This is a genomic window from Kitasatospora sp. NPDC085895, assembly GCF_040702125.1.
GTDB lineage: Bacteria > Actinomycetota > Actinomycetes > Streptomycetales > Streptomycetaceae > Kitasatospora > Kitasatospora arboriphila.
Genome location: NZ_JBFBJY010000001.1, coordinates 71,475 through 95,623, shown reverse-complemented (window position 1 = coordinate 95,623; position 24,149 = coordinate 71,475). Strand labels below are relative to the sequence as shown.

Genomic DNA, 24,149 nt, shown 5'->3' with positions numbered 1-24,149 from the left:
CCTGGGTGTGCTCTCGGAGCGGTTCCCGAGCGAGGTGGCCGTCGGCCCCGAGCAGCTCGGCGAACTGCGCACCCTCGGCCAGATCGTGGACTTCATGACCGGTGCGATCGGCGGCACCGAGGCGCCCGCCGCGCCCGAGGCGTCCACGGTTCCCGCACCCCGCCCGGAGCCCGCCGCGCCCACCGGCGCGATAGGCCGGGCGCAGGCCGCGCTCCTCGAACTCCCCTCCCCGGACGTGCTGGTGGCCGCCTACCCGCAGGGTGCCGCGGCGCTGCTCGTGGACGACGGCGGAGACCTGGTGCCGCTGGTCGCCGAGCGGCTGCTGGCGCAGGGCCGGCCCGTCCGGGTGCTGCGGCTGCCGTCCGTCGCCCGCCGGATCGACGGCGTCGAGGACCACGCGCTCTCCGGCTGGGGCCCGACCGAACTCGCCGAGCGCACCGAGCAGGTGCTGGAGGGACCGGTCGCGCTCGCGGTGGTCTTCGACACCCGTCGGGACACCGAGTGGGCGGACGGCGTCCGCCGGCTCTCGCACGGGCTGCTGGTCGCCAAGCACCTGGTGGAGCCGCTGGTCCGGGCCGCCTCGGCCGGCCGGGCGGGCTTCGTCACGGTGACCCGGCTGGACGGGGCCTTCGGCCTCACCGGCGTCGCCGAGGACCTCGTCCCCGCCGGCGGCTACGGCGGCCTGGTGAAGACGCTGGCGGTGGAGGCGCCCGGGGTGTTCTGCCGGGCCGTGGACCTGGCGCCCGGTGTCGCCGACCGCGCGGCCGCGGAGCTGCTGCTCGCGGAGGTCTCCGACGCCTCGGCCGAGCCGGTGCAGGTGGGCCTGGACGGCCGCCGCCGGGTCGCCCTGACGCTCGCGGAGCGGCCCACCGGCCTGGCCGCCGACCCCGGTTCCGCGACCGCTGCCGAGGTCGGCCCGGACGACCTGCTGGTGGTCACCGGCGGCGGACGCGGCATCACCGCCCGCTGCGTGGCCGACCTGGCCCGCACCCACCGTCCCGGCCTGCTGCTGCTCGGCCGGACCGAACTCGGCGAGGAGCCGGACTGGGCGGCCGGGGTGACCGGCACCGCCGAGCTGAAGGCTGCCGCTGTCGCCCGGCTCAAGGCCGAGGGGGAGAAGCCCACCCCGAAGCGGGTGGAGCAGTTGTACCGGGCGGTGGTCGGCGAGCGGGAGGTCCGCGAGACCCTCGCCGAGCTGAAGGCCGCCGGCTCCGAGGCCGAGTACCTGGCGGTGGACATCACCGACGCCGCCGCGACCGCCGCCGCGCTGGCACCGTACGCGGGCCGGGTCACCGGTCTGGTGCACGGCGCCGGGGTGCTGGCCGACCAGCTGATCGCCAACAAGCGGGCCTCCGAGGTCGAGCGGGTCTTCGCGCCGAAGCTCGGCGGGCTGCGCGCGGTGGTGGAGGCGCTGCCGGCCGACCGGCTGCGGCACGTGGTGCTGTTCTCCTCGGTCGCCGGGTTCTTCGGCAACCAGGGACAGTCGGACTACGCGATGGCGAACGAGGTGCTCAACGCCTGGGCGTCGTCGTTCCGGCGGCGGCACCCCGCGGCCCGGGTCAGCTCGCTCAACTGGGGCGCCTGGGACAGCGGGATGGTCTCGCCGCAGATCAAGGCGGTGTTCCAGGAGCGCGGCATCACGCTGATCCCGGTGGAGACCGGAACGGCGCTGTTCACCGGCCAGTTCGCGGCCGGGCGGGCCGAGGACACCGTCACCGTGCTCGGCCCGACCACCCCGCTGTCGGTGCGCGAGCCGGCCGTGCCCGCCGCCGCGGTGGTGCTGGAGCGCCCGGCGGCCGCGCTGGCCGCCGAGCCGATCGTCGCCGACCACGTGATCGGCGGGGTGCCGGTGCTGCCCGCGGCGCTCGCCCTCGGCTGGGCGGTCGGCGCGGTGGAACGGCTCAGCGGCGGAACCGTCCGCCAGGTGCGGGACTTCGCGGTGCACAAGGGCGTCCTCTTCGACGAGGCGCTGCCGGAGCGACTGCAGTTGGCGGCCACCCCGGCGGGCGACCGGGCCAGCACCGAGGTGGTGATCCGCTCGGTCGCCGCGGACGGCACCGTCCGCCCGCACTACGCGGCGACGGTCGTGCTCGGCAATGACCCGGCGACGGAGCTCAACCACCCGACCCTGGCCGGGCTGCCGGCCGCGGGCGGCGGACGCGACGCCGGCGGGTTCTACGCCGACGGCACGCTCTTCCACGGCGCCGCCCTGCAGGGCGTCCGTCGGGTGCTGGCCGAGGACGAGTTCCGGCTGGTGCTGGAGTGCGCGCTGCCCGAACCGGCCGCGGCCGCAGGGGCGTTCGCCGGCTCGCTGTACCGGCCCGGCACGACCGACCTGCTGCTGCAGGCGGGCCTGGTCTGGATGCGGCTGTTCCGCGCCACGGCGAGCCTGCCGCTCTCGGTGGCCCGCGCCGAGCTGCACCGGGCGCCGGCCGACGGCGAGACCTTCCTCGCCGTGGTCGAACCCGCCTCGGTGAACGGCACCTCGGCGAGCCTGACGGTCACCGCCGTCGGCCACGGCGGACGGGTCCTCGCCCGGCTGAGCGGGGTCAGCCTCGTGTCGACCCCGCAGCTGGCCGCGAAGTTCGCCCGCAGCTGACGCACCCGACCCGGCAGGTCCGGCCGGCCGCACCCCAGCAGGCCGGCCGGACCGCCGCACGGACCGGAGGGACCACCGCTTCCATGAGCACGTACGCCATCGTCGGCCTGTCCTGCCTGTTCCCCGGCGCCGAGACGCCGGACCGGTTCTGGCAGAACCTCGTCAGCGGGACGGACAGCCGGGCCGAGGGCGGCCCGGAGGTCTTCGGACCGCCCGCCGACCCCCGCGACCTCGACCCGCAGCACCGCATCACCTGCACCCGCGGCGGCTTCGTCCGCGGCTTCGCCTTCGACCCGACCGGCTACCGGATCGCCGCCGAGCGCCTCGCCGGCCTCGACCGGGTCTTCCACTGGTCGCTGCACACCGCCCGCGAGGCGCTGCGCACCGGCGGCCACCTCGACCGCCCCGAGCTGCTCGCCCGGACGGGCCTGGTGCTCGGCAACTACTCGTTCCCGACGCCCGGTTCGGCCGACCTCAGCCTGCCGCTGGTCGAGCAGGCCGTCCGCACCGGCCTGCGCCGGGCCGGCCTCGACCTGCCCGGCCGCCCCGACACCGCCCCGCGCCGCGACCCCGCCGACGCCCGGGTCAGCGGCGCGCCCGCCCGGATCGTCGGCGCCGCCCTCGGCCTCGGCGGCCCCCGGTACGCCCTGGACGCCGCCTGCTCCTCCGCGCTGTACGCGCTGAAGCTGGCCTGCGACCACCTCGCCACCGGCCAGGCCGACCTGGTGCTCGCCGGCGGCGTCTGCGCCCCCGACCCGACCCTGATCCACCTCTGCTTCTCCGACCTGCACGCCTACCCCGAGAACGGGTTCAGCCAGCCCTTCGACGCCCGCTCGGCCGGCATCCTCACCGGCCAGGGCGCCGGCATGGTCGCCGTGCGGCGGCTGGAGGACGCGCTGCGCGAGGGCGACCGGATCCACGCCGTCGTCGACGGCATCGGCCTGTCCAACGACGGCGGCGGCCGCCACCTCCTGGTGCCGGACGAGGCCGGCCAGCACCGCGCCTACGAGCTGGCCTACCGGGCCGCGGGCGTCTCGCCCGCCGAGGTCGACTACCTGGAGTGCCACGCCACCGGCACCCCGATCGGCGACACCACCGAGGCCGCCTCGGTCGCCGGGTTCTTCGGTGCGCACGGCGAACTGCCGCTGCTCGGTTCGGTGAAGGGCAACATCGGCCACCTGCTGACCGTCGCCGGCCTGAGCAGCCTGCTCAAGGTGGTGCTCGCCATGGAGCACGGCCACCTGCCGCCGACCGTCGGCGTCACCGAGCCGGTGCCCGGGCCCGGTGGGGCGGCCGCGACCGCCCTGGTCCGCACCGGACGGGACTGGCCCGGTGCCCCCGGCACCCGCCGGGCCGCCGTCTCCGCCTTCGGATTCGGCGGCACCAACGCGCACGTGGTGCTCTCCGACGCCGTCCCGGCGCAGGCCGCGACCGCCCCGGCGACCGCGCTGCCCACGCCCGACATCGTGGGCCTCGGCGCGCACTTCGGCGCCTTCGAATCGGCCACCGCCTTCGAGCGGGCCGTGCACGACGGGCTGGACTCCTTCCGCCCGCTGCCCGAACGCCGCTGGCGCGGACTGGAGGAGAGCACCGACGGCGCCCTCGCCGCGGCCGGGGTCGGCCCCGGCACCCCGCCGGTCGGCGCCTTCGTCGACACCGTCGGCCTCGACCCGGTCGACCACCGGATCCCGCCCGCCGACCTGCGCAACTACAACCTGCAGCACGCGCTGATGTCCAAGGTCGCCGACGAGGCGCTCACCGACGCCGGGTACAGCCGCACGCCCGCCCCCGGCACCTCCGCACCCGAGGCCCGGCGGATCGCCGTCGTCGTCGCGATGGAGATCGAGCCCTCCGCCCACCTGCACCTGGCCCGCCACCGGATCGCCGCGTACCTGCGCGAGCTGCTCGCCGGCACCGACCTGACGGACGGACAGCGCGAGCGGCTCACCGCGATCGCCCGCGACGGCGTGCACGAGCCGATCGTCGCCAACGAGGTGCTCAGCTACATCGGCAACATCATGGCCAGCCGGATCTCCTCGCTGTGGAACCTCACCGGCCCGTCCTTCACCGTCTCCGCCGAGGGCGCCGGCACCGCGCAGGCCCTGGACACCGCCCGGCTGCTGCTGCTCGACGACAGCGTGGAGGCCGTCCTGGTCGGCGCCGTCGACCTCGCCGGCTCGCCCGAGAACCTGGTGCAGCGGACCGCCGCCCACGGCGCCCCCGCCACCGGCCCCGGCCTCGCCTTCGGCGCGGACACCGGCGGCTGGCGGATCGGCGAGGGCGCCGGAGCGGTCGTCCTCACCCGCACCGGTGAGGGCCGCCGCCCCGCCTACGCCCGGCTGGACGCCGTCGCCGTCCGGCACGCCGCCCCCGTCGACGGCGCGCTGCCCGAGGCCGACGCCGGCGCGCTCGCCGAGGCCGCCGCCCTGGCCCACGAAGCCGCCGGGATCACCGCCGCCGACATCGGCTACCTGGAGGCCCACGCGGCCGGCACCGCCGCCGAGGACGCCGCGGAACTCGCCGCGCTGGCCGCCGTCCACCCCGCCGGCACCCCCGGCCCGGCGCTCGGCAGCGCCCGTGCCCACATCGGCGACGCCCAGGGCGCCGCCGCGATGGCCGGTCTGCTGCGGGCCGTCCTCGCCGTCCACCACGGCTACCTGCCGGGCGTCCCCGGCTGGCGGCGGCCCGCCCCCGAACTCGCGGACCGGCTCGCAGCCACCGGCTGCCACCTCGCCGACACCTCCCGTCCCTGGCTGCGCACCGAGCGGACCGGACGGCGGCACGCCGCCGTCTCGTTCATCGCCGAGGGCGGTGCGCACGGCCGGCTGGTGGTCTCCGCGGCGGCCACCAGCGGCGCCGTCGAGGAGCGGGCCTGGCAGCGGGCCGGCGGCCCGGTGCTGCTCGCCCTCGGCGCGGACGACCCGGCCGGAATGCTGGCCGCCGTCGAACGCCACCGCGGCCTGCTCGCCGACGGCGCCGACCCGTACGCGCTCGCCCGGGCCGCCGCCGAGGCCCTGCCCGCCGGCACCCCGCGGGTCGTACTGGTCGGCCGGGACGCCGAGGAACTCGGCCGCCAGCTCGCCGCGGCCGCCAAGGACCTGCCCGGCGCCTGGGAGCGCGGCGAGGAGTGGGCGACCCCGGCCGGCAGCTGCTTCACCCCGCGCCCGATCGGCCCGGACGGCAAGGTCGCGCTGGTCTACCCCGGCGCGGTCACCTCCTACCCGGGGCTCGGCCGGGACCTCTTCCGGGCCTTCCCCGGCCTGCTGGAGCGCTTCGAGGCCGAGGTCGAGCGGCCCGACGACACCTTCCGCGCCGCCCGGCTGCACCCGCGCACCCAGATCGACCCCGGCCGTCGCGAACTCATGGCCCTGGAGGCCGAGCTGGGCGACGACCTGCCGTTCATGCTGGCCACCGGCACCACCTTCGCGATCCTGTACACCGACCTGGTGCGGGACCTGCTGGGCGTCCGGGCGCACGGCGCCTTCGGCTACAGCCTCGGCGAGTCCAGCATGCTGTTCGCCACCGGCGGCTGGCAGCGCGGCGCCCGCCGCGACGACCGGATCAGCGCCACGCCGATCTTCCGGCACCGGCTGAACGGGCGGCGCACCGCCGTCCGCGAGCAGTGGGGCCTGGCCGACTCCGTGCCCGACTCCGCGGTCTGGGCCGGCCATGTGCTGCTGGCCGACGCGGAGCGCGTCCGCGCCGCGCTCGCCCGGTACGACCGGGTGTTCCTCACCCACGTCAACACCCCGGGCGAGCTGGTGATCGCCGGCGACCCGGCGCAGTGCCGGGCGCTGATCGAGGAGTTGGGCTGCCCCGCGGCCAGGTCACCCGTCAACGGGGTGATGCACTGCCCGGTCGTCGACCCCGACCTGGACGGCCTCGCCGGGCTCAACGACCACCCGATGGGCTCCGCCGGCGGCCTGGAACTGCTCAGCGCCTACGACTACGGGCCCGTCCCGGCCCTGGACAGCGCGGAGACGGCCCGCCGGATCGCGCAGACGCTCCGCTCCACGATCGACTTCCCGCGGCTGGTGCGGGCCGCGCACGACCGCGGCTTCCGCTACTTCGTCGAGGTCGGCCCGGGCGCCACCTGCACCCGCTGGGTGCGCGAGACGCTCGGCGACACCCCGCACGTCGCGGTCTGCGTGGACCGGCGCGGCGTGCCGACCGCCCGCACCGTCGCGCAGCTGGCCGCCCGGCTGGTCGCGCACGGCGTGCCGCTCGACCTCGTCGGCCTGCTCGGGCCCGCGCCGGCGGTGCCCGCCCGGCGCCGGGTGCTCTTCCCGGTCGGCGGCGGCGCGTCCGTCCCCGCCGGGATCGCCGCCGCAGCCGCGGAACTGCTGGCCGAGACCGTTGCGACCCCCGTACCCGCCGCCGCGCCGGAGCCCGTGCTCGCCGCGGTCGCCGCCGTTCCCGCGCCGTCCGCCGCCCGTGCGGCGGGCGGCGCAGACCCCCGCCTTCCGCCGCCGGCAGCGCCGCCCGGCCCGCCCGGACCGTCCCCCCTCTCGCCGGAGGAGCAGATGCCCGCCGATCCGACCCTCGCCGACCCCGAGGTCATCGCCTTCGACGGCGAGCCGATCTCCTTCCTGCCGTGGAGCGAGCCGGCCGCCGAGGCCGCGCCCGCGCCACCGGCCCCCGCCGCACCGCCGGTGACCGCACCGCCGGCGACCGCCCCGGCTCCGGCCGCGGAGAGCGGCAGCTACGGCGCCCAGGACCTCGTCCGCGAACTGCGCGAGCAGCTGATGGCCACCCACTCGGTGGTGATGGAGACCCAGCGCGTCCTGCAGGACAGCACCCTGGCCCGCACCGAGGCGCTGCTCGAAGCCCCGCCCGCCGACCCCGCGCCGCTGCCGGAGCCCGAGCGGCAGGCCATCGAGCTCGCCCCGCGGCTCGAACTGCCGCCGGTCCCGCCCGTGCCGGTCCCGCCCGTGCCCGTCCTGCCCGTGCCCGTCCAGGCGCTGCCGGTGCCGGCCGTGCTGGAGCCGACCGCGGTCGTCCCGGCCGGGGAACCCGGCGTCATCTGGGACGAGGACGACCTGCTCGCCTTCGCCACCGGCCGGGTCGCCGACGTCTTCGGCCCCGCCTTCGCCGAGATCGACGGCTACGCCAAGCGCGTCCGGCTGCCCGCCCCGCCGTACCACTTCGTCACCCGGGTCACCGAGCTGCGCGCCGAGACCGGCGTCTACGAGCCGTCCTTCATCCGCACCGAGTACGACGTACCGAAGGACGCCTGGTACGCCGTCGACGGCGGGGTGCCGCCGGCGGTCGCCATCGAGGCCGGCCAGTGCGACCTGCTGCTGATCAGCTACCTCGGCATCGACTTCCGCAACAAGGGCGAGCGGGTCTACCGGCTGCTCGACTCCACCCTGGTCTTCCACGGCGACCTGCCGCGGGCCGGGCAGACCCTGCGCTACGACATCTCGATCAACCGGTTCGTCACCCAGGGCGACACCACGCTCTTCTTCTTCAGCTACCTCTGCTACGCCGACGGCGAGCTGATCCTCGAACTCAAGGACGCCTCCGCCGGGTTCTTCAGCCGGGCCGAACTCGACACCCCGCTCGGCGTGGTCGTCACCGCCAAGGAGAAGGCCGCCCGTGCGGCCCTGACCAAGGCGTGGTTCAAGCCGCTCGCCCGCACCGGGAAGGACCACCTCACCGCCGCCGACCTCGAACTGCTCGCCCAGGGCCGCCCCGGCGAGGTCTTCGGCCCCGAACACGCCCAGGACGAGGGCCTCAACCCCGCGCTGCGCCTGCCCGACGCGCGGCTGCGGATGATCGACGAGCTGCGGATCGACCGCACCGGCGGCCCGCGCGGCCTCGGCGCCCTCACCGCCACCAAGCAGCTGCAGCCCGACGCCTGGTACTTCGAGTGCCACTTCCCCGACGACCCCGTGCTGGCCGGCTCGATGGTCGCCGAGGGCGCCGTCCAGGCCCTGCAGACCTACCTGCTGCACCAGGGCATGCACCTGGTGCTGCCGGACGCCCGCTTCCAGACCATCGTCGGCCTGCAGACCGAGGTGCAGGTCCGCGGCCAGATCACCCCGCAGCACCGGGAGATCCGCTACGAGATCGAGGTCATGGAGCTCACCCTGCTCCCGCGGCCCTCGGTGATCGCCGACGTCCTGGTGTACCTGGGCGACAAGCCGGTGATCCGGATGCGCAACTTCGGCATCCAGATCCGCGAGAAGGAGGGCACCCCGTACCGGCCGGAGACCGGCGGCGTGCCCGCCTTCCTCGGCCGGCGCAACCGCTCCGGCGAACCCGCGATGATCAACGAGCTGCACCTGGCGCACGCCGCCAAGGGCGACCTCGGCACCGCGATGGGCCCCGAGTTCGACGTGTACCGCAGCAGCCGGGCGCCCTACATCCCCAACGGGGACTTCCAGTTCGTCGACCGGATCATGCAGCTCAAGGGCGTCCGCGGCGACCTCGGCCCCGGCTCGGAGATGGTCACCGAGTACGACTCCCCGGCCGACGCCTGGTACTACGCGCAGAACGCGCACCCGCACATGCCGAACTGCGTGTACATGGAGACCTCGCTGCAGGCCGCCATCCTGCTCGGCTACTACCTCGGCGCCACCCTCAAGCAGCCGGAGACCGAGTGCGCCATCCGCAACCTGGACGGGCGGGCCACCCTGGTCAAGGACCTCGACCTGCGCGGCAGGACCGTCCGGCACCACTCCAAGCTGCTGATGACCAGCGCCGTCCAGGGCGCCGTGCTGCAGAAGTTCAGCTACGAGCTCTCCGCCGACGGCGAGGTCTTCTACACCGGCGAGTCCCTCTTCGGGTACTTCAGCGACGCCGCCCTCGCCAACCAGGCCGGCCTGGACGCCGGACAGTACGCCGCCCCCTGGATCGAGCAGGAGAAGCCCGCCGCCGATCGCGTCCGGCGGATCGAACTCCCCGACGACGCGCCGGCGTTCACCGACCCGGCGGGCGGCCTGCTGCACCTGCCCGGCGGCCACTTCCACCTCGTCGACCGGGTCGACCTGGTCCGCGACGGCGGCCGGCACGGCAAGGGCTACCTGCACGGCCATCGCGCGGTGCGCCCCGACGAGTGGTACTTCGACTGCCACTTCCACCGCGACCCGGTGATGCCCGGCTCGCTCGGCGTCGAGGCCGTGCTGCAGGCCCTGCGGCTGTACGTGCTGGAGGAGGGCCTCGCCGAGGGCATCGAGCGGCCGCACTTCGCCCTCGCCACCGACGTCGAACTCGGCTGGAAGTACCGCGGCCAGATCCTCCGCCACGACGAGGAGCTCCGCTTCGACGTGCACGTCCGCGAGGTCCGCCGCCAGGACGGCCGGCTCGTGGTGGTCGCCGACGCCGACCTGTGGAAGCCCGGACTGCGGATCTACGAGCTCACCGGCGTGGCCGTCGAGGTCCGGTCCCAGTCGGCCACCCCCTGACCGCCCGCCCGAGGAGACGGAAGCCCATCATGAACCACCCCCAGACACCACTGCTCTGGCAGGGCGAGCAGTACCCGAGCACCGACCCGGCCGGGATCTACCAGGCCCTCGCCGACCTGGAACGCCCCTGCTTCGTCGTCCGCACCCCGCAGGGCATCGGCGCCGCCGCGGGCGGCCGCGCCGTCCCGTCCGGCGGCCGCGAGAGCGGCCTGCCGCTGCTCGCAGCCGCCGCACCGCTGCCCCCGCAGCGGCTCGGCTCGGCCGCCTTCCTCGCCGCGCACGGCGTCCGCCAGCCCTACCTGGCCGGGGCGATGGCCGGCGGGATCGCCTCTGCCGACCTGGTGATCGCCCTCGCCCGGCAGGGGTTCCTCGGCTCCTTCGGCGCCGCCGGCCTGCTGCCGGAGAACATCGCGGAGGCGCTCGCCCGGTTCGCCGCCGAGATCCCCGGCCTGCCCTACGCCGTCAACCTGATCCACAGCCCCAGCGAGGAACGGCTGGAGCGCGAGGCCGTCGAACTGTTCCTGCGGCACGGCGTCCGCTGCGTCGAGGCCTCCGCCTTCATGGCGCTCAGCCCGCACATCGTCCGCTACCGGCTCGCCGGGCTGCGCCCGGGACCGGACGGCCGCCCGGTCGCCGAACACCGGGTGATCGCCAAGATCTCCCGCACCGAGACCGCCGAGCGGTTCATGCGCCCGGCCCCCGCCGCCACCGTCAGCGCCCTGCTGGAACAGGGCCTGATCACCCCGCTCCAGGCCGACCTCGCCAAGTACGTGCCGATGGCCGACGACATCACCGTCGAGGCCGACTCCGGCGGCCACACCGACCGCCGGCCGCTGCCCGCCCTGCTGCCCAGCATCCTGCGGCTGCGCGACGCCGTGCAGCGCGAGCACCGCTACCCGGCCCCCGTCCGGGTCGGCGCCGGCGGCGGGCTCGGCACCCCGTCCGCCGTCGCCGCCGCCTTCGCCATGGGCGCCGCCTACGTGGTCACCGGCTCGGTCAACCAGTCCTGCGTGGAGTCCGGCGCCTCGAAGGCGGCCAGGGCGCTGCTCGCCGAGGCCGGCATCGCCGACTGCGAGATGGCCCCCGCCGCCGACATGTTCGAACTGGGCGTCGAGCTGCAGGTGCTGAAGAAGGGCACGCTCTTCCCGATGCGCGCCAAGAAGCTCTACGAGCTCTACCAGGCGTACGACGGACTGGAGGCGCTGCCCGAGGCCGAGCGCGCCCGGCTGGAGGCCCAGGTCTTCCGCCGCCCGCTCGCCGACGTCTGGCAGGAGTGCGTCGGCTACTTCGAGCGCCGCGACCCCGAACAGCTCGCCCGCGCCGCCGGCAACCCCAAGCGGCGGATGGCCCTGGTCTTCCGCTGGTACCTCGGGATGTCCTCGCGCTGGGCCGTCACCGGCGACCCCGACCGCACCCTCGACTACCAGATCTGGTGCGGCCCGGCGATGGGCAGCTTCAACGACTGGGTCACCGCCAGCTACCTCAAGGCACCCGGCAACCGCCGGGTCGCCGAGGTCGCCCACCACCTGATGCGCGGCGCCGCCTTCCACACCCGGATCGCCCAGCTGCGCACCGCCGGCGTGCACGTCCCGGCCGCCGCCGCCGACTACCGGCCCGTCCCGCTGGAGTCCGCGGTCACCACCCTGGAGGGCGCCAGATGACCGGCCCGCTCGACGGACTCGGCTCCGCCGCCGCGCAGTTGGAGCAGACGCTCGGCCCCGCCGAGGACCCGGCCAACCCGTACGGCTTCGCCGCCGCCGCCCGCCGCGACGAGGCCGGGGAGTACCCCGAGGCGCTGGCCGCCGCCCTGCGCGGAACCGGCTTCCACCTCGACTACCTGCCCGCCGACTGGGGCGGCACCTTCCGCTCCTTCGACCGCAGCCTGCTGCTCGTCCGCACCGCCGCCCGGCGCGACCTCAACGCCATGCCGGCCACCATGTTCTCCATCACCGCCGCCACCTGCGTCCGGCTGCACGGCTCGCCCGCCCACCAGCAGGAGGTCGCCGAACTCCTGCGCGGCGGCGGCGCGGTGGCCTTCGCGCTCTCCGAGGCCGAGCACGGCAGCGACCTGCTCGCCAACACCGCCCGCCTCGAACGCGACCCGGACGGCCCGGGCCTGCGCCTCACCGGCGAGAAGTGGATGGTCGGCCTCGGGCAGCGCTGCGAGGCCGCCTACGTGGTCGCCCGCACCGGGGAGCGCGGACCGGGCTCCTTCACCGCCGTCCTGCTCGACCTCGCCGCGGCCGGGCCCGAACTCGACCGCGGCCCCGCCGTGCCCACCGGCGGCATGCGCGGCATCGACTTCGCCCACCTGCGCTTCGACGGCCTCCCCGTCCCCGGGAGCCGCGTCGTCGGCCGGCCCGGCGAGGCCCTGGAGGCCGCGGTCAAGGCCCAGCAGGTCGTCCGGCTGATGTCGACCGCCGGCAGCCTCGGCTGCGCCGACACCGCCCTGCGGCTCACCCTCGGCTTCGCCGCCGAACGCCGCACCGGCCGCAGCCGCCTCCTCGACACCTCCCACCAGCGGCGGGAGTCCGCGATCGCCGCCGCCGCGCTGCTCGCCGCCGACGCCGTCGCCCTGACCGCCGCCCGCGGCATCCACCTCGCCCCCGAGCAGTTCAGCATCTGGGGCTGCGCCGCCAAGCACGTGGTCGCCGAGGCCGTCGAGGACGCGATCGCCCGCTGCGGCGCCACCCTCGCCACCCGCGCCGTGCTGCGCACCGAGGGCCCCGGCGGCGGCCTCTTCCAGAAGCTCCAGCGGGACGCCGCCCTCGTCCGGGTCGTCGACACCAGCACCCTGGCCAACCTCCGCTCCTTCACCGGCCAACTGCCCGCCCTCGCCAAGGCCCCGGCCGGCCCGGCCGGGGACGCCGCGACCGTCTTCGCCCTGGACGCGCCGCTGCCGCCCTACGACCCGGCCCGGCTCGACCTCAACGCCCGCGGCCGCGACCTGCCGACCGGCACCCTCGCCGCGATCGCCGGCCCCGCCGCGACCGCCCTCGCGGAGGGCGGCGCCCCACAGGCGGCCGCCCTCGCCGAACGCCTCCAAGGCGCCCTGCAGGACCTGCCCGAGGAGGTCGAGCAGGCCGGCCCCGGCCTCGCCCTGGTCGACCTCGCCGAACGGTTCGCCTGGCTGCACGCCGCCGCCTGCTGCCTCCAGCTGTGGTGGGCGAGCCGCCACCTGCCGCTGCACGGGCAGCCGCCCGGCTCGGCCGGCTGGCTCGGCGCCTGCCTCGGCTACCTGCTCGCCCGCGCCGACGGCACCGACCCGCGCCGCGGGGCCGACCTGCTCGCACCCGCCCTCGACACCGCGCTCGCGCTGCACGACGGCGGGCGGCTGTTCTCCGCCGTCCCCGTCCCGCTGGCCTGACCGACACCCCTGCACCCACGCGACCGATCCACGCGACCGATCCACGCGACCCGGAGGAGACCGGTGCCGAAGCCAGAACTCGACAAGCTCGCCGCCGAGCTGGAGGCCCACCTCGGCGACCCGCACGACCCGGCGAGCCGGATGCCGTTCGAGCGGATCCTCGACCACGACGAACGCGAGGAGTACCCCTACCCCTTCGTCAACCTGCTGCAGCGCTGGGGGGTGCACGAGTACAACATCCCCGCCGCCCAGGGCGGCCGGGCCGGCGACGTGGAGACCGGCTTCAACCTGCTGCGCCTCGTCGCCCGCCGCGACCCGACCACCGCCACCGCCCTGATCATCACCAGCCTGGCCTTCCTGCCCGCCTGGATCGCCGGCACCGACGAGCAGAAGCAGTACCTGGTCGACGCCGTGAAGCAGGGCAGCCGCTACGCCTGGGGCCTGTCCGAGCGCAACCACGGCAGCGACGTGCTCGGCAACGAACTGCGGGCCGACAAGGTCGACGGCGGCTACCTGCTCACCGGCGAGAAGTGGCTGATCGGCAACGCCCGCGTCGCCGACGGCCTCACCGTCTTCGCCCGCACCAAGGAGTCCGGCGGCCCCGCCGGCTACTCGATCCTGCTGCTGGAGAAGCGCCGCACCCCGGCCGGCTCCGTCGAGGAGCTGCCCAACGAGCGGCTGCACGGCCTGCGCGCCATCGACATGAGCGGCATCCGGGTGGACGGGGTGTTCGTCCCCAACTCCGCCCGGCTCGGCGCGGAGGGCGCCGGCCTGGAGATCGCCCTGCAGACCTCCCAGGTCGCCCGCACCCTGATCGGCTCCATCGCGCTCTCCGCGGTGGACACCGCACTGCGCGGCACCCTCGACTTCACCGAGCACCGGGTCATCTTCGGCCGCACCGTCAGCGACATCCCCTACTCCCGGAGGCAGTTGACCGAGTGCTTCGCCGACCTGATGGTCGCCGACGCGGTCAGCCTCGGCGCCGTCCGCAGCCTCCAGCTCGTCCCGGAGCAGGCCAGCGTCTGGTCCTCGGTCGCCAAGTACCTGGTGCCGACCATGCTGGAACGCACCATGTCCCAGCTCAACGTGGTGCTGGGCGCCCGCTTCTACCTCCGCGACGACCCGCACCACGGCATCCACCAGAAGATGCTCCGCGACCTGCTGGTGGCCAACTTCGCCGACGGCAACACCGTGGTCAACCTCAAGAACCTCGCCCTGCAACTGGACGGACTGCTCGCCGCCGCCGTCGAGCCCCCCGCGGGTGCCGCCGACGCGGCCGAGGAGCGGGTGGCCGACCTGTACGGCATGGACCGGCCGCTGCCGCTCTACCGCCCCTGGGACCAGGAGCTGTTCAGCCGCGGCCGGGACGACGCCCTGCTCGCCGCGCCCGCCTCGCTCGCCGCCCTGCGCCGCCTCGCCGACGGGGCCGGGACCGCCGGGAGGGCCGAGGGCGACCGGCTGCGGCGCGCCGCCGACACCGCCGCCGAACTCCTCGGCCGCGCCCCGGCCCTGCACGCGCGCAGCCGCACGCTCAAGACCGGACTCGGCCGCGCGTACGGGCAGTCCGCCGAACTCTTCGACCTCGCCAAGGAGTACTGCCTGCTGCACGCCGTCGCCGCCTGCCTGCACACCCACGTCCACTCCGCCGCCGCGATGGAGGACCCGCTGCCCAGCGGCGCCCTGCTGCTGCTCCAACTGGAACGGCTGCGCCGGCACTGGTACCCGCACGAGGCCGTCACCACGGCCGCCGACGTGGACGAGGTGATGGCCGTGCTGCGACGGCTGCACCGGGGCGACCGGCTGTTCTCGCACTGGCAGTTCCGGCTGGCCGCGCGCACCGGGTCCCGCCCCGGCGCGTGCTGACCCCCGACCGACCGCACCGCAGCGGAAGGAGTGCCGCATGCCACCGCACCCGGGCGCCCGCGCCCTCTGCCCGTCCTGCCGGCGAACCGGCCGGCCCGACCGCCTCGACCCCGACCTCAAGGTCTGCCCGCCCTGCCGGGATCGGCTGCGCTGGGAGATGTCCGAGTGGCTGAAGCAGCTGGTCGGCATGGGCGTCCTCGGCACCGTCCCGGAGCCCGAGGAGCACCGGGAGCCCCGGCAGCAGCGCAGCCGGAGGCGCGATGTCCGCACGTGACGGCCACCTCTGGCTGCTCCCGGAGGCCGCCGCCGAGGCCTTCGCCGCCCGGCACGGCGGGCCCGCCCTGCTCGGCCCCGAGGAGCGGACGCGGCTGGCCCGGCTGCGCGGCGAGGGCGCCCGGCGGCGCTTCCTCGGCGGTCGGGTGCTCGCCCGGTACGCGCTGAGCGCCCGCTCCGGCCGCCCGCTCGGCGGCTGGCGGGTGCGGACCGCTCCGGACGGCCGTCCGGAGCCCGAACCGTCCGCGGACGGCCTGCGGTTCAACCTCTCGCACACCGACGGGATGGTCGCCTGCCTGGTGACCTCCGGCCGCGGCTGCGGGGTGGACGTGGAGCCGGCCGCAGCCGGTGCGGACGCCGTCCGCCACCTGCCGCGCTGGTTCGCCGCGGCCGAGCGGGCCGCCGTGGACGCCGCCCCCGCGGCCGACCGGCCGGCCCGGGTCGCCGCGTACTGGGTGCTCAAGGAGGCCTACCTCAAGGCCGTCGGCACCGGGCTGCGGCGGGAGCTCGCGGGCTTCTCCTTCACCCCGCCGCAGAGCCGGCCGATCCGGGTCACCGACCCGGCCCGGCCGGCCGCCGAGAACGCCGCCTGGCACTTCGAACTGCTCCACCCCGCACCGGGACTCGTCCTCGCCGCCGCCGTGCAGGACGGCCGGGGCGGCCGCATCCACCGCACCCTGATCGCCCCCTAGCCAGCTAAGGACCCCTCATGTCTGCAACCGCCAAGCCCCGGGTCGCGGTCGTCGGCGCCGGCGTGGCCGGCCTGTCCGCCGCGTACCGGCTCCGCGAACACGCCGAGATCACCCTGTTCGAGCAGGACGACCGCGTCGGCGGGCACGCCCACACGATCGAGGTCGAGGACGCCGGCCGCGTGCTCGGCATCGACACCGCCTTCGTGGTCTTCAACGAGCCCAGCTACCCCAACCTCAGCCGCTTCTTCGGCGAACTGGGCGTCGCCACCCGCCGGCACGAGGGCGGCTTCAACTTCTTCGACCTGGACTCCGGCCTCCAGTACGGCACGGCCGAGATGGCGCTACCGGAGGAGGAGGTGCTGGCCCGCTACCCGGCGGAGTTCCGCACCATCTGGAGCGAGGCCCGGCGCTTCCACCAGGAGGGCCGCAAGGACTTCCTGCGCAAGCGCACCGACCTGCCGCTGGGGGAGTACCTGGACCGCGGCGGCTACAGCGACGGGTTCCGGTACGGCTACGTGATCCTGCTGTGCACGGCGGTCTGGTCGGTGCCGGCCGAGCTGATCTGGGAGATGCCGGCCACCACGGTGATCGCCTTCTTCATGGCGCACGACGAGGGCGGCCTCGGCGGGCAGCGGGTCGACTGGCAGACGGTGGAGGGCGGTTCGGTCCGGTACGTGCGGAAGGCGCTGACCGCGATCGATCCCAAGCTGCGGCTCGGCGAGCGGGTGCTGTCGGTCACCGAGCAGCCGGACGGGGCCACCGTCACCACCGCGTCCGGCGCCGAGCGCTTCGACCACGTGGTGGTCGCCGCGCACGGCGACCAGGCCCGCGCCCTGCTCACCGAGCCGAGCCCGCTGCAGCGCGAGACGCTCGCCCGGATCCGCTACAACTCCTCCGTCGCGGTGCTGCACACCGACCCGTCGGTGATGCCCGCCGACCGCTCCCGCTGGGACAACTGGAACTACGGCAAGGTCGCGGTGGACGGCGAGGTCCGCCCGTACGTCGCCTACTACATGAACCGGCTGCACGGCTTCGAGTCCGAGCAGGACTACTTCGTCACCCTGGACTGCCCGCTGCCGGTGCGCGAGGAGTCGGTGATCCGCGAGCTGCACTACGAGCACCCGGTGATCGACCTGGACCTGCGCACCCTGCAGAGGACCATCTACCAGGTCAACGAGGGCACCCGGATCAAGCTCTGCGGCTCCTACTTCCACTCCAAGCGGCTGCACTGGGACCAGATCGGCTCGCACGAGGCGGCGTTCTCCTCCGGGCTGGAGGCGGCGGAGCAGCTGCTGCGGGAGCTCGGGCGCTGAGGGGTTCCCCGAAAAAGAGCTGGCATTGGAAAGCGCCACTCTCTATAGTGGATAGCGCAAGGTTCCACTATCGGTTTCGGCGGGCCCTCGTACGCGGGTTCGCCGATCGGCGGCCGAGGAAGGCTGACCCCATGCCTACGCTCCCCTGGACCACACCCAACGCTCCTCGGCCGCAGACCCGGGCCGTGGTGATGGCCTCCCGCTTCGAGGTCCGCTCGCTCGCCGACGTGCCGCGCTTCTTCTGGAAGTCGCTGGCCGCCTGGCGGCAGGTCCGCACCGCGCCCGGCGCCGTCGGCGCCTCGCTCGTCGCCCAGCCGCTCAAGCGCACCTTCTGGACGCTCTCCGCCTGGGAGTCCCGGGAGGCGCTCCACACCTTCGCCAGGACCGAGCCGCACTACTCGATCATGACTTCGCTGCGTTCGACCATGGACAACTCCACCTTCACCTTCTGGGACGTGCCGGTGGAGGAGCTCCCGATCACCTGGGCCGACGCCAAGCGCCGGCTCGCCGAGCAGCGGCAGGCCGACGCCGCCCCGGCCGAGGGCGCCGGGGCCTGACCGTCGCCGTTCCTCCCGGGCGGGCCGAACCCCGGCCCGCCCGGACCCCGCTGCACCGCGACCGCCGAGCCGCGACCCCCCGCACCACGACAGACCCCGTTGTACCACGACCGAAGGAGAAAGCTGTCATGTCCTCGACAGGATTGCGGTCCGTCCCGGCCGGGGACCTCCCCGCCGACGGCGGCGGCCGCACCGTGCCGCTCTGGCTGTCGATCGTCGCCTGCAGCGTGCCGATGTTCATGGTCGCGCTCGACAACCTGGTGGTCTCCACCGCCCTGCGCACCCTGGCCGTCGACCTCGAGGCCGACACCCGCGACCTCCAGTGGTTCGTCAACGCCTACGTCCTCAGCTTCTCCTGCCTGCTGCTGATCGGTGCCGCGCTCGGCGACCGCTTCGGGCGCCGGAGGGTCTTCGTCCTCGGCATCGCGATCTTCACGCTCTCCTCGATCGCCTGCGGCCTCGCCGACACCAGCGCCGAACTCATCACCGCCCGCACCGTCCAGGGCTTCGGCGCCGCCGCCGTCATGCCGCTCTCGCTCACCCTGCTCTCGCAGGCCGTCCCCGAGCGGCTGCGCAGCCTCGCCCTCGGCCTGTGGGGCGCGGTCAGCGGCCTCGCCATCGCGCTCGGCCCGGTGGTCGGCGGCGCCGTCGTCGACGGCCTCGCCTGGGAGTGGATCTTCTGGATCAACGTGCCGGTCGGCGTGCTCGCCGTCCCGTTCGTCCTCAAGGTGCTGAAGGAGAGCCGCGGCGAGCGGGCCGGCCTCGACCTGCTCGGCATGCTGCTCGCCTCGGCCGGCCTGCTCGCCCTGGTCTGGGGCATCGTCAACGGCAGCGAGGACGGCTGGACGGACGGCCGCATCCTCGGCGCCTTCGCGGCCGCCGCCGTCCTGCTGACCGCCTTCGTGCTCTGGGAGCGCCGCGTCGAGCACCCCCTGCTGCCGCTCGGCTTCTACCGCGTCCGCGCCTTCACCCTGACCAACGTGGTGTCCGCCTCGATGTACTTCGGCGTGTTCGGCTCGATCTTCTTCCTCTCCCAGTACCTGCAGATCGCGCCCTACCGCACCCCGCTGCACGCCGGCGTGCTCACCCTCGCCTGGACCCTGATGCCGATGTTCATCGCCCCGGTCGCCGGCGCGCTGACCGACCGGGTCGGCGGCGGCCGGCTGATGGCGCTCGGCCTCTTCCTGCAGGCCGCCGGCCTCGCCTGGATCAACCTGGCCGCCACCGACGACACCCCCTACTCCCACCTGGTCGGCGCGATGCTGGTGGCCGGCGCCGGCATGGGCTTCGCCATCGCCCCGACGGCGGCCGTGGTGCTGGGCGCGGTCGGCCCCGAGCACCGGGGCAAGGCCTCCGGCGCCAACACCACCGTCCGGGAGATCGGCGGCGCGCTCGGCATCGCCGTGCTCAGCAGCGTCTTCCTGGAGTACGGCAGCCCGGTGAACGCCCAGGAGTTCGTCAAGGGCCTGCACCCGGCGGTCTGGGTCGGCGTCGCGGTGGTGGTGTTCGGCGGCGTCTGCGCCCTGTTCATCCCGCGCCCGCCCCGCCCGGCCGCCGAGCCGGTGGAGGACGTCCCCGCGGACGAGCCCGCCCCCGCCAACGCCTGACGGACCCGCTCCCGGAGGAGCGGTCGTCGAACGCCGGAGGCCCCCGGAACTCCCGGGGGCCTCCGGCGTGCGTCCGTGCGGCCCGTCAGCCGCGGGCGCCCTCGAAGGCGCGGTGCGAGGCGTTCGCCTGGGCCAGCCGGCGCATCGCCCCGATCAGGGCGTCGCCGAGCACGGTGCCCAGCACCGCGCCCTCCACCTTGCTGTCCAGGCCCTCGCGGCGGCCGATCAGCGCCAGCTCCGCCGTGGAGAGCCGCTCCGCGGCGGCCGCGTAGTCGTCGAAGACGTCGAGCAGGTCGTCCTGGCCGAGGTCGCGGAGGGTCACCACCAGCTGGGCCAGCGCCTGCCGGGCTGGGTTGCCCGGCTTCACCTCCCAGCCGTGCCGCTCGACGAGCTCCTCGACCAGCTTCTCCGCGCTCTCCCAGGCGTCCGGGTCGGCCGCGGTCACCGCCGGGGTGACGGCGGCCTGGGCGATGCCCAGCACCCGGTGCAGGCTGTTGCCGGGCTCGTCGATCGCCTGCAGGACGTCGCGGGTCGCGGCCACCGAGAGCTTGCCGACCTCGACCATCGCCCGCACCAGCTTCAGCCGGTGCACGTGGGGCTCGCCGTACTGGGCCTGGTTCGGACTGGTCAGCTCGCCGCCGGGCAGCAGCCCCTCCCGCAGGTAGTACTTGATGGTCGGGACCGGCACCCCGGTCCGCCGGCTCAGCTCTCCGATGCGCATGGCGTCCCGTCTGTTCGAGGGTCGGACGGTCCGCGCGGCGGGCGGCGGACCAATATGGATAGCATACGTCTCCACTATCGGTGTCCGCCCGGGAACCGCGGGCACCCGCACCGGGCACGACGCCGCCCCGTATACCGTGGTGGGCGTGCAGGTACTCCAGAACGCCCCGCTCGCCCCGCTGACCACGCTCCGGCTCGGCGGCCCCGCCCGCCGCCTCGTCACGGCCACCACCGACGACGAGGTCGTCGCGGCCGTCCGCGAGGCCGACGCGGCCGGCGAGCCGCTGCTCCTGCTGGGCGGCGGCTCCAACCTGGTGATCGGCGACGCCGGCTTCGACGGCACCGTGCTGCGGATCGCCACCCGCGGCTTCGAGCTGGACGGCACCCGCCTGGAGCTGGCCGCCGGCGAGGTCTGGGCCGACGCGGTCGCCCGCACCGTCGCCGCGGGCCTCGCGGGCGTCGAGTTCCTGGCCGGCATCCCCGGCTCGGCCGGCGCCACCCCGGTGCAGAACGTCGGCGCCTACGGCCAGGAGGTCGCCGAGACGATCACCGAGGTCGTCGCCTACGACCGGCAGGCGGGGGAGACGGTCGTCCTCGCCAACGCCGAGTGCGCCTTCTCCTACCGGCACAGCCGCTTCAAGGCCGACCCGAACCGCTACGTGGTGCTGCGGGTGCGCTTCGCCCTGGAGGACGCCGCCGGGCAGTCCTCGCCGGTCAAGTACGCCGAGGTCGCCCGGACGCTCGGCGTGGCCGCGGGGGAGCGGGTCGACCTCGCCACCGCCGCCGACACCGTGCTGGAGCTTCGGGCCGGCAAGGGCATGGTGCTGGACCCGGAGGACCACGACACCTGGTCGGCCGGCTCCTTCTTCACCAACCCGGTGCTCACCGCCGAGCAGTACGCGGCCTTCACCGCCCGGCTCGACGGCCTGACCGCCCCCGCCTTCCCCGCGCCCGACGGCCGCACCAAGACCTCCGCCGCCTGGCTGATCGACAAGGCGGGCTTCACCAAGGGCTACGGCACCGGCCGGGCCACCCTCTCCACCAAGCACACCCTGGCGCTCACCAACCGGGGCTCGGCCAGCACCGAGGACCTACTGGCGCTGGCCCGCGAGGTCCGCGACGGCGTGCGCGCCGCCTTCGGCGTGGAGCTGGTGAACGAGCCCGTGATGGTCGGCGTCGCCCTCTAGGGCGGCAGCGCCCGCCGGGCCGGCCAGCCACCCGTCGATGTCGGCCAGCAGTTCCTTGCGCACCGACTCGGGTGCGAGCGAGCCGCGCACCGACTGGCGGGCCAGCTCGGCGAGCTCGGCGTCGGAGAAGCCGTGCACCGTCCGGACGAGGTCGTACTGGGCGGCGAGCCGGGAGCCGAAGAGCAGCGGGTCGTCCGCGCCCAGGGCCATCGGCACACCGGCCTCGAAGAGGGTGCGCAGCGGCACGTCCTCGGCGCGCTCGTAGACGCCCAGCGACACGTTGGACGAGGGGCAGACCTCGCAGGTGACGCCGCGCGCGGCCAGCCGCTCCAGCAGCCGGGCGTCCTCCGCGGAGCGGACGCCGTGCCCGATCCGGCCGGCGCCCAGGTCGTCCAGGCAGTCCCGGACGGACTCCGGGCCGGAGAGCTCGCCGCCGTGCGGGGCCGCCAGCAGCCCGCCCTTGCGGGCGATCTCGAAGGCGCGGTCGAAGTCCCGGGCGAGCCCGCGGCGCTCGTCGTTGGAGAGGCCGAAGCCGACCACGCCGCGGTCGGTGTAGCGGACGGCCAGCCGGGCGAGGGTGCGCGCGTCCATCGGGGACTTCATCCGGTTGGCCGCGACCACCACCCGCATGCCCACCCCGGTGGCCGCCGAGGCCTCCCGCACCGCGTCGAGGATCAGCTCCAGCGCGGGGATCAGCCCGCCGAGCCGCGGCGCGTACGAGGTGGGGTCGACCTGGATCTCCAGCCAGCGGGAGCCGTCCCGCCGCTCGTCCTCGGCGGTCTCGCGGACCAGGCGCCGGATGTCGGACTCGTCGCGGAGCACCGAGCGGGCGGTGTCGTAGAGGCGCTGGAAGCGGAACCAGCCGCGCTCGTCCGTCGCCCGCAGGCTGGGGGGCTCGCCAGAACTCAGGGCCTCCGGCAGCCGCACCCCGTGCTTGTCGGCCAGCTCCAGCAGCGTGGCCGGGCGCATCGACCCGGTGAAGTGCAGGTGGAGGTGGGCCTTGGGCAGGAGGACGACGTCACGCGGGGTTGAAAGGCGATCCATCCACCGATCCTGCCGCATTCCGGCGGCGAACGGGAGCCGCCCCCTGAACATCCCTCGAAAGAATGAGTTTCAACGGGGTGTCAGGGGGCGGTGCGGCAGCCGGGGAGGGTCAGTCGCGGGCCTCGGCCAGCAGCCGCTGGATCCGGGTCACGCCCTCGACCAGGTCGGCGTCGCCGAGCGCGTAGGACAGCCGCAGGTAGCCGGGGGTGCCGAAGGCCTCGCCCGGGACGACCGCGACCTCGGCCTCGTCCAGGATCAGCGCGGCGAGCTCGGAGGAGCTGGCCGGGCGCTTCCCGCGGATCTCCTTGCCGAGCAGGCCCTTGACCGAGGGGTACACGTAGAACGCGCCCTCGGGCTCGGGGCAGAGCACGCCGTCGATCTCGTTGAGCATCTTCACGATCGTGCGGCGGCGGCGGTCGAAGGCGGTCTTCATCTCGTCGACGGCCGACAGGTCGCCGGCCACCGCGGCCAGCGCGGCCACCTGCGCCACGTTGGAGACGTTGGAGGTGGCGTGCGACTGCAGGTTGGTCGCGGCCTTCACGACGTCCTGCGGGCCGATCAGCCAGCCCACCCGCCAGCCGGTCATCGCGTAGGTCTTGGCGACGCCGTTGACCACGACGCACTTGTCGCGCAGCTCGGGCAGCAGGGCCGGCAGCGAGGTGAACTCGGCGTCCCCGTAGACCAGGTGCTCGTAGATCTCGTCGGTGAGCACCCACAGACCGTGCTCCAGCGCCCAGCGGCCGATCGCCTCGGCCTCCTCGCGGGTGTACACCGCGCCGGTCGGGTTGGACGGCGAGACGAAGAGCACCACCTTGGTGTTCTCGGTGCGGGCCGCCTCCAGCTGCTCGACCGAGGCCTTGTAGCCGGTGGTCTCGTCGGTGACGACCTCGACCGCCACGCCGCCCGCGAGCTGGATCGACTCCGGGTAGGTGGTCCAGTACGGCGCCGGGACGATGACCTCGTCGCCCGGGTCGAGGATCGCGGCGAAGGCCTCGTAGATGGCCTGCTTGCCGCCGTTGGTCACGAGCACCTGGGAGGCGTCCACCTCGTAGCCCGAGTCGCGCAGCGTCTTGGCGGCGATCGCGGCCTTGAGCTCGGGCAGGCCGCCGGCCGGGGTGTAGCGGTGGTTCTTCGGGTCCCGGCAGGCGGCGACCGCGGCCTCGACGATGTAGCCCGGGGTCGGGAAGTCGGGCTCGCCCGCGCCGAAGCCGATGACGGGGCGGCCGGCCGCCTTGAGGGCCTTGGCCTTGGCGTCCACGGCGAGGGTGGCGGACTCCGCGATGGCGCCGATCCGGGCGGACACCCGGCGGTCGGCGGGACGGACGTTGGCGGGGGTGGAAGCGCTCATGCCTGCATCGTCGCAGAGTGGGCACCGCCGGGGCAGGAGGGTTCCAGCATGCGTACGGGGCGTCCCACGATGTGTCCCCGCAGGCCCGGCGACGGGGCCGTCGGCAAATGAGGTTCGACCAAACGCCTCGGAACCCGTATGCTCGACCACCGATGGCCCCCGCGGACCGC

The 24,149-nt window shown here is 75.1% G+C and carries 14 protein-coding genes; 11 read left to right on the top strand and 3 right to left on the bottom strand.

Features of this window, described 5'->3' with window-relative positions:
• The 10 genes from AB0442_RS00455 to AB0442_RS00410 form a co-directional block, all read left to right on the top strand.
• Positions 1-2,599 (top strand): SDR family NAD(P)-dependent oxidoreductase (locus AB0442_RS00455; protein WP_366159770.1); only part of this gene is annotated, 2,599 nt, incomplete at its 5' end.
• Between the two features lie 83 nt (positions 2,600-2,682).
• Complete coding sequence (locus AB0442_RS00450) at positions 2,683-10,008, top strand: beta-ketoacyl synthase N-terminal-like domain-containing protein (RefSeq protein ID WP_366159769.1); 7,326 nt, start codon at positions 2,683-2,685, stop codon at positions 10,006-10,008.
• A 29-nt stretch (positions 10,009-10,037) separates the two neighbouring features.
• Complete coding sequence (locus AB0442_RS00445; protein WP_366159768.1) at positions 10,038-11,669, top strand: PfaD family polyunsaturated fatty acid/polyketide biosynthesis protein; 1,632 nt, start codon at positions 10,038-10,040, stop codon at positions 11,667-11,669.
• Complete coding sequence (locus AB0442_RS00440; protein ID WP_366159767.1) at positions 11,666-13,375, top strand: acyl-CoA dehydrogenase family protein; 1,710 nt, start codon at positions 11,666-11,668, stop codon at positions 13,373-13,375. Before AB0442_RS00445 ends, AB0442_RS00440 begins: the two co-directional genes overlap by 4 nt.
• Before the next feature lie 63 nt (positions 13,376-13,438).
• Positions 13,439-15,238, top strand: coding sequence for an acyl-CoA dehydrogenase family protein (locus AB0442_RS00435; protein ID WP_366159766.1), 1,800 nt, complete (start codon positions 13,439-13,441; stop codon positions 15,236-15,238).
• Positions 15,239-15,275: 37 nt separating this feature from the next.
• Positions 15,276-15,512: a hypothetical protein gene (locus AB0442_RS00430; RefSeq protein ID WP_366159765.1), complete on the top strand. Its 237-nt coding sequence runs from the start codon at positions 15,276-15,278 to the stop codon at positions 15,510-15,512.
• Positions 15,499-16,203: a 4'-phosphopantetheinyl transferase superfamily protein gene (locus AB0442_RS00425; RefSeq protein WP_366159764.1), complete on the top strand. Its 705-nt coding sequence runs from the start codon at positions 15,499-15,501 to the stop codon at positions 16,201-16,203. Before AB0442_RS00430 ends, AB0442_RS00425 begins: the two co-directional genes overlap by 14 nt.
• Before the next feature lie 17 nt (positions 16,204-16,220).
• Positions 16,221-17,516, top strand: coding sequence for an FAD-dependent oxidoreductase (locus AB0442_RS00420; protein ID WP_366159763.1), 1,296 nt, complete (start codon positions 16,221-16,223; stop codon positions 17,514-17,516).
• Between the two features lie 131 nt (positions 17,517-17,647).
• On the top strand, positions 17,648-18,073 hold the full coding sequence (locus AB0442_RS00415) for a DUF3291 domain-containing protein (protein WP_366159762.1): 426 nt from the start codon (positions 17,648-17,650) through the stop codon (positions 18,071-18,073).
• Between the two features lie 128 nt (positions 18,074-18,201).
• Entirely contained in the window at positions 18,202-19,680 is a 1,479-nt protein-coding gene (locus AB0442_RS00410) for an MFS transporter (protein WP_366159761.1), read from the top strand.
• Between the two features lie 85 nt (positions 19,681-19,765).
• Here the strand turns inward: AB0442_RS00410 and AB0442_RS00405 are convergent, their stop codons facing one another.
• Positions 19,766-20,401 carry a MerR family transcriptional regulator gene (locus tag AB0442_RS00405; protein WP_366159760.1) on the bottom strand — a complete coding sequence of 212 codons (636 nt, stop codon included), beginning with the start codon at positions 20,399-20,401 and terminating at the stop codon, positions 19,766-19,768.
• Positions 20,402-20,546: 145 nt separating this feature from the next.
• Here AB0442_RS00405 and AB0442_RS00400 point away from each other — a divergent pair, with 145 nt between their 5' ends.
• Positions 20,547-21,587 carry a UDP-N-acetylmuramate dehydrogenase gene (locus AB0442_RS00400; RefSeq protein WP_366159759.1) on the top strand — a complete coding sequence of 347 codons (1,041 nt, stop codon included), beginning with the start codon at positions 20,547-20,549 and terminating at the stop codon, positions 21,585-21,587.
• On the opposite strand, the gene AB0442_RS00395 is transcribed toward AB0442_RS00400, so the two are convergent.
• Both AB0442_RS00395 and AB0442_RS00390 read right to left on the bottom strand, forming a co-directional pair.
• A complete protein-coding gene (locus AB0442_RS00395) occupies positions 21,492-22,631 on the bottom strand; it encodes an adenosine deaminase (RefSeq protein ID WP_363540474.1) in 1,140 nt (379 codons plus the stop codon). The genes AB0442_RS00400 and AB0442_RS00395 overlap by 96 nt on opposite strands.
• 109 nt (positions 22,632-22,740) lie before the next feature.
• Positions 22,741-23,979, bottom strand: coding sequence for a pyridoxal phosphate-dependent aminotransferase (locus AB0442_RS00390; protein ID WP_366159758.1), 1,239 nt, complete (start codon positions 23,977-23,979; stop codon positions 22,741-22,743).
• Positions 23,980-24,149: the final 170 nt, after the last annotated feature.